This window comes from Bacillus thuringiensis (genome assembly GCF_022095615.2).
Lineage (GTDB): Bacteria > Bacillota > Bacilli > Bacillales > Bacillaceae_G > Bacillus_A > Bacillus_A cereus_AG.
The window spans coordinates 778,789-793,780 of sequence record NZ_CP155559.1; the positions used below are offsets into that span (position 1 = coordinate 778,789).

Here is a 14,992-nt window from a genome sequence, read left to right on the forward strand (position 1 = left end):
CATTTACTTATGTTAGTTTTTGGGAAATACGGGAATTTATACTTGGAAATTGAAAGTTCATAAAGAAAAGGAAGAGTATTGAAAATCTCTTCCTTTTTGGCATGCTAATTTGTTTTCTTTTCTTTAATAGACTTCACTAATTTAATCATTTCTGCTCGTATATCTTCTTTTTTTACATTTAATTTTTCTGCAATTTGTTTAATGTCCATTCCGTCTTTTTTCATTTTTAGTACATCATCGAGAGGGGTATTACTTTTTTGAGAGATGATTGTTAATACCGTGAGCTGACGTAATCCGATATTATATTCTTTCATTTTTTGTTTTAGGCCGTCTGGTGTAGATTTTTGTATATTTGCTAATTCTTGCAGCAGTGCTTTTTTCGTTTCTTTATTCATATGATGCTTTTTTAATTTACTTGGATCTACACCGAAATGCTGGGCTGTTTTCTCCCAAGATTTATTTTGCTTATAGTAAGCTAAAACGTCTTTTATTTCTTTTTTACCGATTCTTGCAATATGAGCAGCTTTCCAAATTTCATGTTTGTTATAGCCGAGTTTTTCGAGCGATTGCATTTCTTCTTCTGAAATAGGCTTATGATGGTGCAATGTTACTTCTTTTGGCGTAGCAGCGAAAGTAGGGAAGACGGTTGCCCCGAATAATAATGTTGCCATAGTCATACTTACTGCGATTCTTTTGTACATATAAACTCCTCCTAGATGGATAATGTGGAAAACTGTACACATATCATTTCCATAAAATGTGAAATACTTGTGAACAAGTTAAGTTTTTTTCTTCACAGTATAAAATGACGTTTTTGGAAGTTTTCCAACATAAAACATTGATTAATAGTGAAAAACTAGGGTATAATCGAAATTGAAAATCAATATCAATAACAAATGTATACATATAGATGAAAATAAGGGAGAGAAAAATATGACTACATATACTTCCATCGCAAATGTGATTAAAGAAAGACGTTCTGTACGTACATTCACAGATAAATCTGTAGATAAAGAGTTATTAGTTGAACTATTAAACGACGCAACGTGGGCACCGAATCATAAACATCGTGAACCATGGAATTGTAAATTATACATTGGAGAAGGCCGCAAAAAATTAGTAGATGCAGTATTAAACTCTTTCACAGAAGAAGAAAGAGCGAAACGCGGTAAAATTTTATCTGATCGTTTCTTAAGCACGCCTGCACAAATTGTTGTTTATATTAATGAAGATCCACGTCAAATTCAACGTGACGAAGATTACGCTGCAACATGTGCATTTATGCAAAACTTCCAACTTCTTGCTTGGGAACGTGGATTAGGTTGTGTTTGGAAATCAGGCGGATTAAACTACAATCCATTATTTATAGAAGGACTTGGTTTAACAAGAGGTCAACGCATCGTTGGAATTCTTCACCTCGGCTATTTCGATAAAGCACCAGAAGGAAAAGCTCGTACACCGATTACGGAGAAGATGGAGATTATTGAGGGTTAATAGATGAGACATTCTCGTTTTTATGAGGATGTCTTTTTATTATGCAATCAATCCTCATGAAAGCTTGTTCCTCATCATACACTTTCTTAAGGGAAAGTGTAAGGAGGGAAAATAATGAGAGCAAGTGACGATAAAGCACTGCAATATGCAATTGCGGAAATTACGGAAATTGCGACTGGATTTGGGCTTGATTTTTATCCGATGCGTTATGAAATATGTCCAGCAGAAATTATTTATACATTTGGTGCATATGGGATGCCAACGCGGTTTTCACATTGGAGTTTTGGAAAACAGTTTTTCAGAATGAAATTACAATACGATTTAGGTCTTAGTAAAATATACGAACTCGTTATTAACTCTGATCCATGTTACGCCTTTTTACTAGATACGAACTCGTTAATTCAAAATAAATTAATTGTAGCGCACGTTTTAGCACACTGTGATTTCTTTAAAAATAATATTCGTTTTTCGAATACGAAGCGAGATATGGTAGAAAGTATGTCTGCAACAGCTGAACGTGTGAAAGCATATGAGCATAAGTATGGAAAGGCAGAAGTAGAGACATTTTTGGATGCCGTACTTGCTATTCAAGAGCATATTGATCCATCGCTTATGCGTCCGAAATTGGCATGGAGTATTGATGACTTGGAAGAGGAAGAAGTAGAAAAGAAAAAAGCATCACAATACGATGACCTATGGAATTTAGATGATCGAAATAAAAAGAGGGAACAATCTAATGTACGTAAAAAGAAGAAAATTCCACCGCAACCAGAGAAGGACTTACTGCTCTTTATTGAAGAATATAGCCGCGAGTTAGAAGATTGGCAGCGCGACATATTAACGATGATGCGCGAGGAAATGTTATATTTCTGGCCACAGCTTGAAACGAAGATCATGAACGAAGGCTGGGCTTCGTACTGGCATCAACGCATACTCCGTGAAATGGACTTAACATCTTCTGAAGCGATTGAATTCGCAAAGCTTAATGCAGGTGTCGTACAGCCATCAAAAACAAGTATTAACCCATACTACCTCGGTATTAAAATGTTTGAAGATATAGAGGAGCGCTATAATAACCCGACAGAAGAAATGAAAAGACGCGGTGTAAAACCAGGTTCTGGTCGAGACAAAATCTTTGAAGTACGTGAAATCGAATGGGATGTATCGTTCCTAAGAAACTACTTAAATAAGGAACTCGTTATGAGAGAAGATATGTACTTATTCCAGCGACAAGGAAAAGAATATAAAGTAATAGATAAAGAGTGGGAACATGTACGTGATCAGCTCGTAAATATGCGTACAAATGGTGGCTTCCCATACTTAGTAGTAGAAGACGGAGATTACTTAAAGAACGGAGAATTGTACATTAAACATAGTTACGAAGGAATTGAGCTCGATTTAAAATACTTAGAAAAAGTATTGCCGTACCTTCATCAGTTATGGGGAAGAACGGTGCATATGGAGTCCATTGTGGAAAGTAAGGGCGTTGTGTTTTCTTATGATGGGAAGATGGTACATCGGAAGTATGTGTGAAGGAAAGAACGGACATAGAAATGCTATGTCCGTTTTTTTAAGTAAAGAATATGAATAATTGTTTGAGTTTGTTAAGTCAATGTAATTAATAATGATTATCATTATTAATTACATTGACTTCTAAAAAAAGAAAAACTAGAATTTATAAAGGGATCTTCAATTGTTCGCTATCATTCGTATAGGAGGTAAGTTATGTTGGATAGCTTTATTTCTATAAGATGTAGGTTGGCTCTTTATCGTTTTGGTGTTCTTTTTATCTTTTTTTGTACAGTATTTTTGGTGAATCAGAAGGCTTATGCAGAAGATGTACCGTGGACATCGGTTTCAAATGAGGGAGAACGTGTACTTTTTCAAGAACAATCTTTATATAGTAATGATCGAAGGGGAGAAGATCTTGTTTCGCCTTCATTTGAAGGGCGTAAACATGGTGGGGAAGAGTCGGAGCCTTTTCGGACATCGAATAACAGACAATGTGTTTAATAGTCTTAAAAAATAGTCTGCATAAATATAGTAAGTTTATATGGATTTTATTTTGTGTATTGGTCATAATCGTAATGGCTAGTTATATAGCAAATAATGAAAAGAAGTTTAGTAAGGTTGTTAAGTCTGTAACTTTTTACGTGAAAAATAAAGAAAAACAGCCGATAAAAGATTTTGAAATTATACTTATGAAAGACGAATCACCTGAGCCCAGTAAAGAAATTGGGATTTCAATAGGGAAAACAGATGAAGAAGGAAAAGTTATTTGGAGGAATGTGAGAAAGGGAAATTATATCGTATTTTTGCCAAATAGTGAGAAGCAAATAGTTAGGATTAACGATAGAGATGAAACGAGAGTAATAAATATATCATTGTAAAAAGAATCCATTTGGATTCTTTTTTTATTGGTAAGTAAATTAGCTGTACAAGGGAGTGGAAGGTTTGAAAAACAATTACCTTTACAATATACCCTTAAGGGTATATGATATTATACAAAGTTACAAAGTAATGTATAATATAGTTATAAATACGGAGGTGGTCTACAGTGGAATACAATCAAGATATGAAAAATAGATTGAAACGAATTGAAGGTCAAGTTCGTGGTGTACTTCGTATGATGGAAGAAGGAAAAGATTGCCGAGAGGTTATTACACAGTTAACGGCATCTCGTTCCGCACTTGATCGTACAATTGGACTTGTTGTTGGAACAAATTTAGAGCAATGTTTACGTGAACAGTTTGAAAGTGGTAATGGTTCAAATGAAGAGTTAATTAAAGAAGCTGTTCAATTACTTGTAAAAAGCCGATAATCTGTCAAACATAAGTGTTGACAGATTTTCAAAAGCATTTTATTATACCCCTATAGGTATATGTATATACGTTATGGAGGAATCGACTATGAGTATAAAAGTGGATATGAGTTTAGATTGTAAAGGATTGGCTTGTCCGATGCCGATTGTGAAGACGAAGAAGGCGATGGAAGGTTTGACATCAGGGCAAGTGATTGAAGTTCAGGCAACAGATAAAGGGTCTACTGTAGATATACAAAGTTGGGCGAGTAAAGTAGGTCATCAGTACATCGGGACGAAATACGAAGGAGATCTATTGATGCATTACGTTAGAAAAGCACACGAGCATGAAGTGAATGAAGTAGTGAAATATCCTCATACGATTACGAATGCGGATTTGCAAGAGATCGTATTAAGCGGTGAAGAGTGTATTGTAGTAGATGTTCGCGAAGCAGCCGAATTCGCCTTTGGTCATATTCCAGCGGCTATTTCAGTTCCATTAGGCGAACTAGACAGTGCAGCATTAGATCAGACGAAGCAAATATATGTTATTTGCCGAACTGGTAACCGCAGTGATGTAGCTTGCCAAATGTTGAAAGAGAAAGGTTATTCAAATGTGAAAAATGTCATTCCAGGTATGTTAGAGTGGCAAGGAAATGTAGAAAAATAAAATTTTTTTAAATTAAAATATACCTATGGGGGTAATTGGATGAGTGTTAAACCGTTACAAGCAAAAGATGTTGCAGAGAAAGTTTTATTCGGAGAGTTGTTTATTTTAGATGTTCGTAATGAGACGGATTATGAAGAGTGGAAAATTGAAGGAAAACAAATTTCTTCTATAAATAAACCGTATTTTGATTTATTAGATGGTGTAGACCATATTGCAAGTGAATTGCCGAGAGAGAAAGAAATTTTAGTCGTATGTGCGAAAGAAGGTTCTTCTATATTTGTGGCAGAGCAATTGTTGGATGCTGGCTTCTATAATGTTTTTTATTTAGCTGGCGGTATGAAAGCTTGGAGTGAATATGTGAAGCCGTTAAAAGTAGGAGATGTACAGGGCGGGGGAAGTATATATCAATTTAATCGCCTTGGAAAAGGTTGTTTATCTTATATGGTCGTTTCAAACGGTGAGGCAGCAGTTATTGATGCAGTAAGAACAGTTGAAGCATATGAAGAGTTTGCGAAAGAGCATGGCGTGACGATTACGAATGTAATGGATACACATTTACATGCAGACCATATTTCTGGCGGACGTAAGTTAGCTAAAAGAGTAGGTGGTACGTATTGGCTACCTCCAAAAGATGCGGAGGAAGTTGTTTTCTCATATAAACCGCTTGTTGAAGGATCAGTTATTACGGTGGGGGGTACTAAAATTGAAATTGACGCATTATACTCACCGGGGCATACGATTGGAAGTACATCATTTATTGTAGATGATTCCTATTTATTATCAGGCGATATTTTATTTGTAGATTCTATCGGGCGTCCAGATCTTGCTGGAAAGGCTGAGGATTGGGTTAGTGATTTACGAGAAACTTTATATGACCGATATAAAGTACTATCTCAACAATTAATAGTGCTACCAGCTCATTATTCAAAAATAAGTGAAATGGATGAGAATGGTGTTGTGAGCGCAAAGCTAAAAGATTTATTTGCGTATAATGCAGGGCTAAATATTGAGGATGAGGGAGAGTTTCGTAAAGTTGTAACAGAGAATTTACCACCTCAGCCGAATGCTTACGAAGAAATTCGTCAAACGAATATGGGTAAAATTCATCCGAGTGCGGATGAAGAGCGTGAAATGGAGATTGGTCCAAATCGTTGTGCAGTTCACGAATAAGAAATAAATAAAAAATGGAGGAATAGATGATGAATGTAAAACAAGTATTAGATGCGACAGGTTTAGCATGTCCAATGCCGATTGTAAGAACGAAGAGAGCGATGGATACTTTACAAACTGGAGAAGTGTTAGAAGTACATGTAACGGATAAAGGGTCAGTTAAGGATATTCCAGCGTGGGCAAATAAAGGTGGTCATGACATCGTGAAGCATATAGAAGAAGCTGATGTACTAAAGTTTTGGATTAAGAAGGCGTAGTAGTTTTATAAATGTAGAGAGGTTGATTATATGAATACAATATTAAGTACGCTTTTCATTGTATTTGCTGTAGTAATTGTTATTTCACGTTTTTTACCGGTAAAAGGTGTTCAAAATATAAGTGGAAAAGAATTAAAGAGTATAGCAGGAAAAAAGGGGAAACAATTTATCGATGTTCGTACAGTAGGTGAATATAGAGGAAATCATATGAAGGGATTTCAGAATATCCCGCTAAATGAATTAGCTAGTAAAGCAAAGCAATTAGATAAAAATAAGGAAATAATCGTTATTTGTCAGAGCGGGATGAGAAGTAAGCAAGCAGCAAAAGTATTAAAAAAATTAGGGTTTCAGCATGTTACTAACGTTTCAGGTGGTATGAACGCTTTATAAGGAAGGAATATCAAGATGAAAGAAATAACAGCGAAAGAAGTAGAGGAAAGATTATTAGGAAATGAAGAGCTACATGTAATCGATGTTCGTGAAGTAGAAGAAGTGGCGGAAGGGAAAATTCCAGGAGTGCTTCCTATTAGGTTAGGACTACTAGAGTTTCGAATGCATGAGTTAGATAAAAAGAAAGAATATATTATCGTTTGTCGCTCTGGCGGAAGAAGTGCAAGAGCAGTTCAGTTTTTAGAGAGCTACGGTTTTCAAGCAATCAATATGGTAGGTGGTATGTTAGCGTGGGAAGGTAAAGTCGTATAGTACAGAGATAAATGATTTGAGCCTTTTTACAAATAATAATATACCCCTATAGGTAATTGGAGGGAGAACAACATGGAACAACAGAAGAAAACAACAATCGTTTTATTTAGCGGAGATTATGATAAAGCGATGGCTGCTTATATTATTGCAAATGGTGCAGCGGCGTATGATCAAGAGGTGACTATTTTTCATACCTTTTGGGGCTTAAATGCTTTAAGGAAAGATGAACATGTGAAGGTAAAGAAAACGTTCATAGAAAAAGTATTTGGAAAAATGATGCCGCGTGGTGCGGATAAGATGGGATTATCAAAAATGAATTTTGCCGGTATGGGGCCAAAGATGATTAAAGGCATTATGAAAAAACATAATGCGATGCCTTTACCAGATTTAATGGATTTGGCGAAAGAACAGGGGATTAAACTTGTGGCTTGTCAAATGACCGTAGATTTATTAGGGTTAAAAGAGGAAGAGATTATGGAAGGGGTAGAGTTTGCAGGAGTAGGAGCTTATTTAGCAGATGCTTCGGATGGGAATGTGAATTTATTCATTTAAATCACCTTCTTTTTAGAAGGCGGGGGATATAAGGTGAGCTTAGTCGTATTACTTTTTATAATTGGGTTTATAGGATCGTTTATATCAGGAATGGTTGGAATTGGCGGTGCGATTATTAATTATCCGATGATCCTATACATTCCGGTATTGCTAGGATTTACTGGCTATACGTCACATGAAGTGAGTGGTATTACAGCGGTGCAAGTATTCTTTGCAACTTTTGCAGGGGCATGGGCCTATCGGAAAAGTAATGATATGGATAAAACGCTAGTTGTGTATATGGGAGCTAGTATATTAATAGGGAGTTTCATAGGTAGCTTTGGTGCTAACGTATTAGAGGAACACACGGTCAATGTTGTTTATGCAGCGTTAGCAACAATTGCTGCTATTATGATGTTCGTGCCGAAGCGGAATAATGGTGATAAAGTGAAATATAATAAATGGTTAGCAAGTTCGCTAGCGTTTATTGTAGGCGGAGCATCAGGCATTATAGGTGCTGGCGGTTCTTTCCTATTAGTTCCGATCATGCTAGTTATTTTAAAATTGCCGATACGTACAACAATAGCAACATCTATCGCTATTACGTTTATTTCTTCAGTAGGGATTACGACTGGAAAAGTGATAACTGGGCAAGTGGTCGTAATTCCAGCTCTCATTATTGCGATTGCAAGTATCTTTGCTGCGCCGCTTGGAGCGCGAGTTGGGAAGAGGATCAATCAAAAAGCATTGCAATATATGTTATCGATTTTGATTGTAGGGACTGCTGTTAAGATGTGGATTGATATGATATCGAAATAAAAGGATGGCGCTGCTTGCAGCCCATCCTTTTATTTATGCCCAAATAACTTTCATTAAGTTCTTATATTCGTCATTTGCTAATTTATATAGCATTCTCGTATGTTCAAAGACAAGTGCTGGATTAAAGTTTGGTTCTGAGAATGCAAGCGATGCTGAAATATCAATTGCATTTTGCTTGTTTAAAGTGAATTTTGCAAATCGATAAGATGTGTTTAATTCATTGATAACGTGCAAAATATCATTTGTTGATGTTGCATCAGGTACGTGAGCAACATTGAAGCAGTATATATCCACAGTAGGATGTTCGTTTTGGAAAGCAGCGATAAGTTGAATTTTTGCTCCAGCTTCTGTCTCTAACCCTACTGAAAAATGAACAGAATCATCATTTTCATCTATATTTTCTTCCATGTATATATCGTTTGACTTTAAGTAGTCTTTAAAATCTGAGATGTTATGTTTTACTGCAGCTTTCATATGTATGAGCCCCCTGATAATTGGAATAGATTGCTACTATTTATTATAATTTAAAAATATTAAAAAAGATAGTTAGAAAGTTCTGATTTTTAGATTCAGATAAATAAAAAGAAGCAGTTCTCTACCTCCATAGAGAACTGCTTCTTTTTTATTCATTGTCGTTAGACGATGTTTCTGTATCTTTACTGCTATTTTTATTTTTCACTTCATTGTTACTTGATTCGCGTTCACTTGAATTTTCTGACTTAGATTCTTTTGTTTTCTCTGTGCTTGTTTTCTTCGAATCAGAGTCTGTTTTTGTATATGCAGGTAATCCAAGGTGAGCACGAAGATCGTTTGTAACTTTTGCTAATTCTTTTTTATCTGGATTGTAGTAATATGTTCGGCCGCCACCAGCAGATTGGCTACATGTATCGTCACCTTTTGCCATATAGCAGTCTTCACCTTGAATTTGTAATTTTTCAATGTCTGAATCCGATCCATACTTATAGAATGAAAGCATATCATCGAATGTTAAGTTTGTAACGAATTGTCCGTTAATATCATCAATGATGTTACCAACTTTTGTTACAGATCCAACGCTTGTTAGTTTCTTTAAAATTGCTTCAATAACGAGCTGTTGACGTTGTCCACGCATTGCATCACTATCAATGTGTCGCGTTCTAGCAAGAGCAAGAGCTTCTTCACTATTTAGCTTTTGAACACCTTTCTTCAGGTGAATCGCATCAGCAGTATCATTACTATCTTGTTCAGTAAATTCAACTGGTACATCGACTTCAATACCACCTAAATCGTCAACAATCTTCATAAATGACTTGAAGTTAAATTTTACAAAGTAATCGACAGGAACATTCATTAATTTTTCAACTGCATCAATACTTGCTTGTGGTCCACCATCTTTTCCGTTTTTAGTAGAACCGTATGCATGAGCGTGTGTAATTTTATCTTTTTTCTTTTCCACTGGAATATAAGTATATGTATCTCGTGGAATACTTAATAGTTTTACTGTTTTGCTATCTTTATTAAACGTTGCAAGTAATAGTGCATCCGTTCTTATAGCTTCACCATATTCTTTCCCACGGACATCGCTTTCATCAACACCCATGATTAAGACAGAGACATTGTTCGTAATAGGTTTTACAGCTTTGTCACGTAAATCAGATTTATCACCGCGCGCTAAATCGTGTGCGGCATTTCGAACAGCAGAAGATGCTTTATTTACTAAAAACCAAGTATAACCGCCACCTATTATTAAAAAGAATAGAATAACGCTTATAATAATTTTTGTTTTTTTCTTACTTTTTTTCGGTTTACTGCGTGTATTTTCTTGCAAAGATGGGTTTTGCTCCATTTCCTGTACTCCTTCATTTGGATTGAAATACGACACTCACATCCACTTATTATAATGAAATTTAGCGAAAAAAAACATTACAAATCATTTACATTTCGTAAAAATTCAATTTATTTATAAAAAGTCAGATTTTCTATATTTTATTCTTCAGATGTAGATTAAGTATAAGGGCTTTTAGTAGAAATGAAAATATGTATTGTGAGAAAGTAATAGAGAAGTAAGATTTGTTGAAATATAGCCAAGAAGAAATGAGTAGGCTTATGTATTTCTTCTATATAATAAAGAAGAATTTTACGGATAAAGGAGAGGACATAATGAATCATACATCATTCCGAGCAATCGTTGTGAACGAAATAGAAAGTAAGCAATTTGTAAGAAACGTTGTAGAGAGAGAAATAAGTAGTTTACCTGAGGGGGACGTATTCATACAGGTTCATTATTCTTCGTTAAATTATAAAGATGCTCTTTCATCTACGGGGAATAAAGGGGTTACGAGGGCATATCCTCATACGCCAGGAATTGATGCATCAGGAGTGGTTGTGAGTAGTAAAGATGAAACCATTAAGGTAGGAGATCAAGTCATTGTAACGGGATATGATTTAGGTATGAATACTTCTGGTGGTTTCGGAGAATATATTCGCGTGCCAGCATCTTGGATCATCCCTTTACCCGATGGCATGTCATTAAAGGAAAGTATGATGTACGGGACAGCAGGTTTTACAGCTGCTTTATCGGTATATAAGCTTATTGGAGCAGGCATAACGCCTAGTATGGGAGATGTTTTAGTAACGGGTGCTACAGGCGGCGTAGGGAGTGTAGCTGTTAGTATTTTAAGTAAGTTAGGATTTAACGTAGTAGGAGCGACAGGGAAAATGGTAGAGGAAGAGATGCTACTACGTTTAGGGGCGAAAAAGGTGATTCACCGCGCGGAACTGAATGATGAATCTGGAAGACCAATGCTTAAAGGAATATACGCTGGAGTTATCGATACTGTAGGTGGACATATGTTAGAAACAGCATTAAAAACGGTAAAGTACGGCGGTTGTGTGACGACATGTGGTAATGTGGCAGGCCAGGAGTTACAAACAACAGTATATCCGTTTATTTTACGAGGCATAAGCCTTTTAGGGATAGATTCTGTGCAATGCCCAGTGAATGTGAGAAGAGATGTTTGGACGCTCCTAGCAAATGAATGGGGAAACAAAGAGTTACTATCTTATACAGAAGAATGTACATTAGAAGAATTAGATGAGAAGTTTACACTTATATTGCAAGGAAAGTTAAAAGGAAGAACGGTTGTAAATATGAAATGAAAAAAGAGACGCTTAAGTTAGCGTCTCTTTTTTATTATAATGATTGTTTTAAATTGATTTTACCTTGTTCACCTAAAACACCATCAGCAATATTTACAGCGTGATCACCGATACGCTCTAAGTTACTTACCATATCAACGAAGATGATACTTGCATCGCCTGAACAGCTACGTTCGTTTAGACGTAATACGTGACGTTTACGAAGAACACGTTCCATTTGGTCAATTTTACGTTCTTTTGCAATAACTGTTTGTGCTAGCTCAGTATCGAAGTTTGTTAAAGCTTCAACTGCGTCTTGTAATGTTGAAATTGTTAATTCAAGCATTTCATTTAGTTCAGCTAGTGCTTCGTCTGATAGGGAAACACGGTTTGAAATTTGGAAATCTACAAGTTCTACAAGGTTTTCTACATGATCACCGACACGTTCAATATCTCCAACAACACCAGCTAAAACGGAGTGTTTTTCAGAGTCTGAAGGTGAAAGTGGCTTTTCTGATAGTAAAACTAAATACTCGGTAATTTTTTTATCTAAATTGTTAATAGCTCCTTCTAATTGAGTAGCCATATTTTCATGCTTTTTGTCTTGTGTATTTAAATATTGATTCGCTTCTTTTAAGCCGTGTAATGAAAATTCAGCCATACGCACAACTTCTTTTTGAGCTTCGGTTAAAGCAATAGCTGGAGATTGTTCAATAAAGATTGGATTTAAATGTTGTGGTTTAAAGTTAATAGATGCATCTTCACCACGAATAATTTTTGTTACAATCCAGGCTAATACTGCAATGAATGGGAATTGAATGATTGTATTTGTTACGTTAAATGTTCCATGTGCAAATGCAATTGTCATTTCTGGATTTAAATTTAATGACGTTTGGAAATATTGAATTAAACTTGTAAATGGTATTAATATAATCGTAAAGATAATGGTACCGATAATATTAAAGATAACGTGAACTAATGCTGCACGTCTTGCCGCAATTGAAGTACCGATTGCTGCTAATACTGCTGTAATTGTCGTACCGATGTTATCACCGAATAATACAGGAAGGGCAGCTTGTAAATCGATTGCACCTTGACCGAATAATTCTTGTAAAATACCGATTGTTGCGCTTGAGCTTTGCACAATTAAAGTGAAGACTGTACCGACAATAATTCCTAAAATTGGATTATCACTCATGCTAATCATTAAATCTTGGAATGACTCTAAAGAACGAAGAGGTTTCATGCCTGCGCTCATTAATTCTAAACCGAAGAATAACATACCAAAACCGAATACAACTTGACCTACAGAATGTACTTTTTTATTTTTAAAGAAGAATAATAAAATCGCTCCAACTGCCATAACTGGGAGAGCGTATTCTCCGATTTTAATTCCGATAATAAATGCAGTAACTGTCGTGCCGATGTTTGCACCCATAATAACACCGATTGCTTGTCTTAATGTCATAAATCCAGCACTTACAAGTCCGACTGTTAAAGCAGTTGTTCCTGAACTTGATTGAATTAATACTGTAACTAGCATACCTGCTAGTACACCCATCAGTGGGTTTGTTGTAAAGCGATCTAGAATATCGCGAAGACGATCTCCAGCTGCTTGTTGCAGTCCATCGCCCATGTATTTAATACCGAATAAGAAAATACCTAATCCACCAATGAACTGGAAGATCATTTCTTGAACATTATATTCCACGCATTCCACTCCTTAAATTTCATGTACGATGTAATTATTAACTGAACCTTGAGGCACTGTAAACGGTTTGTTAGTAAAATTTACACTAAATTTACAAAGAGAAGAAAAGTTTACAATTCTTTAAAGAAACAGTTGTATTTTATTGGTTTTTATCTTGTATAAATCTTAATTTTGTAAAGAAATCACACTTTTTAGAATAGTATTTTCGGTTGCATATCAAGGAAAGCGTCTGCGAGTTCATTGTATATTTTTTGATGAAAGTTAAAAAAATATGTAGGAAAATGATTATATTAATTTTTCCTTATAACTCACTCCGCTTTTGCACATAAAAAAGCTACTGAATTATCCAGCAGCTTTTTCTCTGTTTTTATCTCCATGCTTTTGTTTTCTTATACTTGTGATGTAAATGAACAGGAAAGCAATAAGTAGTAGAGAGGAATAGCGATATACAGTTGCGTAGTTTGTAAAATGTGCAATGAATCCAAATATAATCGCGCCAGCACCAATGCCTAGGTCAAATGCTGAGAAGAATGTAGCTGTTGCCACTCCTCGTCGGTGCGGTGCTACTCGGTCGATCATCCATGCTTGTAGAGCAGGTTGAATCGCTCCGAAACCACTTCCGTAGCATGCTGCTGCAATGATTAAACTCGGAATTGTAGTTGTATACGACAATAAAATAATACCTGCAAACGTAATAATAACTCCTGGAATGATGACAAATGTATGACCTTTCGCATCGTATAACTTTCCAGAAAACGGCCGAGTGACAGCGATTGCAAGTGCATTAAATAAGAAGAAGAGGCTTATATCAGCCATTCCGACTTCCGTAGCAAATAATGTAATAAAGCTCCCGATTCCGCCGTACATTAATGTAATACATAATATTAATAATGAAGGAAGTAAAGCTTTGCGCTCAATAAATCCATCAAGGAAGGTACCAGATGTTTGTTGTGGTGGTTGCGGCGATTTTTTGATTTGAAGCAGTTTCGTTAATATTAATGAAACAATTGTACATGAAAGTGCACATAAAAAAAGAATCGTGAAGTTATATGTTTGCATAAGCCAAAGCCCGATAAGTGGACCTAGCGCCATTGCAATTGTTCCAGAAAGACCGAAATATCCCATGCCTTCGCCGCGGCGAGCTTGCGGAATTAAATCTGAAACGACAGTTCCATATGTAGTCGTTGTAATACCAAAGCCAGCTCCGTGTAAAATTCGCACGGCAAGCAATAGGAAAACGGTTGAAGCGAAAAGATAACTACCCATAGCGAGTAAACAAATAGCAGTACCGATCATTAAAATGATTTTTTTATTAAATTTTTGCAAGGCATTTCCAGTTAGCGGTCTAACAAAAAGTGCCGCCACGGTAAACATTCCTACAACAAATCCGATATTGGAACTTGTGCCGCCAATTTCTTTCACATAAACAGGCAAAGTAGGAATTAACATTTGAAACCCTAAAAACATACATAAGTTTGCAAAAATTAAAGCAACAAACTCTTTCGTCCATAACGATTCTCGTTTTACGAGTATTGCTTCTCCCATATATTCATCCCCTATATAAAATTTTCTCTTTTCTTTCGAGTATATGTATTGGTCAATGTAACAGTCAAGGAAGGTGCCTTGAAAACGTATAACAATTTTCGAGGTGGAAAAACTGATAAATTTGTGTAAAAGCTACACAACTATGAAAAAAAGTTGTAAAGTATAGATGTATAGAC

General features: G+C 35.8%; 17 protein-coding genes and 1 pseudogene. 13 read left to right on the forward strand and 5 right to left on the reverse strand.

The window, feature by feature from the left end:
• Positions 1-104 precede the first annotated feature (104 nt).
• On the reverse strand, positions 105-701 hold the full coding sequence (locus KZZ19_RS03995) for a hypothetical protein (protein ID WP_348638026.1): 597 nt from the start codon (positions 699-701) through the stop codon (positions 105-107).
• Positions 702-933: 232 nt separating this feature from the next.
• On the opposite strand from KZZ19_RS03995, the gene KZZ19_RS04000 reads away from it, so the two are divergent.
• From KZZ19_RS04000 to KZZ19_RS04055, 12 genes and pseudogenes are all read left to right on the forward strand, one after another.
• Entirely contained in the window at positions 934-1,494 is a 561-nt protein-coding gene (locus tag KZZ19_RS04000) for a nitroreductase family protein (protein WP_088095241.1), read from the forward strand.
• A 114-nt stretch (positions 1,495-1,608) separates the two neighbouring features.
• On the forward strand, positions 1,609-3,027 hold the full coding sequence (gene spoVR, locus KZZ19_RS04005) for a stage V sporulation protein SpoVR (protein ID WP_237982616.1): 1,419 nt from the start codon (positions 1,609-1,611) through the stop codon (positions 3,025-3,027).
• 192 nt (positions 3,028-3,219) lie between these two features.
• Positions 3,220-3,465, forward strand: a pseudogene (locus KZZ19_RS04010) (trypsin-like serine peptidase); the annotation flags it as partial.
• A 32-nt stretch (positions 3,466-3,497) separates the two neighbouring features.
• Positions 3,498-3,884, forward strand: a complete 387-nt coding sequence (locus tag KZZ19_RS04015; protein WP_237982618.1) for a DUF2606 family protein — start codon at positions 3,498-3,500, stop codon at positions 3,882-3,884.
• 167 nt (positions 3,885-4,051) lie between these two features.
• Entirely contained in the window at positions 4,052-4,315 is a 264-nt protein-coding gene (locus tag KZZ19_RS04020; protein WP_000456206.1) for a metal-sensitive transcriptional regulator, read from the forward strand.
• Positions 4,316-4,388: 73 nt separating this feature from the next.
• On the forward strand, positions 4,389-4,964 hold the full coding sequence (locus KZZ19_RS04025) for a sulfurtransferase TusA family protein (protein WP_237982883.1): 576 nt from the start codon (positions 4,389-4,391) through the stop codon (positions 4,962-4,964).
• Positions 4,965-5,003: 39 nt separating this feature from the next.
• Positions 5,004-6,134, forward strand: coding sequence for an MBL fold metallo-hydrolase (locus KZZ19_RS04030; protein ID WP_237982882.1), 1,131 nt, complete (start codon positions 5,004-5,006; stop codon positions 6,132-6,134).
• A 26-nt stretch (positions 6,135-6,160) separates the two neighbouring features.
• Positions 6,161-6,391, forward strand: coding sequence for a sulfurtransferase TusA family protein (locus KZZ19_RS04035; RefSeq protein ID WP_088095246.1), 231 nt, complete (start codon positions 6,161-6,163; stop codon positions 6,389-6,391).
• A gap of 30 nt (positions 6,392-6,421) precedes the next feature.
• On the forward strand, positions 6,422-6,781 hold the full coding sequence (locus KZZ19_RS04040) for a rhodanese-like domain-containing protein (protein ID WP_237982881.1): 360 nt from the start codon (positions 6,422-6,424) through the stop codon (positions 6,779-6,781).
• 15 nt (positions 6,782-6,796) lie between these two features.
• Positions 6,797-7,093, forward strand: coding sequence for a rhodanese-like domain-containing protein (locus KZZ19_RS04045; protein WP_088095248.1), 297 nt, complete (start codon positions 6,797-6,799; stop codon positions 7,091-7,093).
• 72 nt (positions 7,094-7,165) lie between these two features.
• On the forward strand, positions 7,166-7,645 hold the full coding sequence (locus KZZ19_RS04050) for a DsrE/DsrF/DrsH-like family protein (protein WP_000437730.1): 480 nt from the start codon (positions 7,166-7,168) through the stop codon (positions 7,643-7,645).
• A gap of 33 nt (positions 7,646-7,678) precedes the next feature.
• Positions 7,679-8,443, forward strand: coding sequence for a sulfite exporter TauE/SafE family protein (locus KZZ19_RS04055; RefSeq protein WP_088095249.1), 765 nt, complete (start codon positions 7,679-7,681; stop codon positions 8,441-8,443).
• Between the two features lie 33 nt (positions 8,444-8,476).
• Here KZZ19_RS04055 and KZZ19_RS04060 read toward each other — a convergent pair whose 3' ends face one another.
• Both KZZ19_RS04060 and KZZ19_RS04065 read right to left on the reverse strand, forming a co-directional pair.
• Positions 8,477-8,917: a hypothetical protein gene (locus KZZ19_RS04060; RefSeq protein ID WP_237982160.1), complete on the reverse strand. Its 441-nt coding sequence runs from the start codon at positions 8,915-8,917 to the stop codon at positions 8,477-8,479.
• A 148-nt stretch (positions 8,918-9,065) separates the two neighbouring features.
• Positions 9,066-10,268: an LCP family protein gene (locus tag KZZ19_RS04065; RefSeq protein ID WP_088095250.1), complete on the reverse strand. Its 1,203-nt coding sequence runs from the start codon at positions 10,266-10,268 to the stop codon at positions 9,066-9,068.
• Positions 10,269-10,582: 314 nt separating this feature from the next.
• On the opposite strand from KZZ19_RS04065, the gene KZZ19_RS04070 reads away from it, so the two are divergent.
• Positions 10,583-11,581 (forward strand): YhdH/YhfP family quinone oxidoreductase, encoded by a 999-nt coding sequence (locus KZZ19_RS04070; RefSeq protein ID WP_226545535.1) that lies wholly within the window; start codon positions 10,583-10,585, stop codon positions 11,579-11,581.
• Positions 11,582-11,615: 34 nt separating this feature from the next.
• Here KZZ19_RS04070 and KZZ19_RS04075 read toward each other — a convergent pair whose 3' ends face one another.
• Together KZZ19_RS04075 and KZZ19_RS04080 are read right to left on the reverse strand one after the other, a co-directional pair.
• Positions 11,616-13,271: a Na/Pi cotransporter family protein gene (locus KZZ19_RS04075; RefSeq protein ID WP_098342000.1), complete on the reverse strand. Its 1,656-nt coding sequence runs from the start codon at positions 13,269-13,271 to the stop codon at positions 11,616-11,618.
• Positions 13,272-13,613: 342 nt separating this feature from the next.
• Entirely contained in the window at positions 13,614-14,816 is a 1,203-nt protein-coding gene (locus KZZ19_RS04080; RefSeq protein ID WP_237982159.1) for an MFS transporter, read from the reverse strand.
• Between the last annotated feature and the right edge of the window lie 176 nt (positions 14,817-14,992).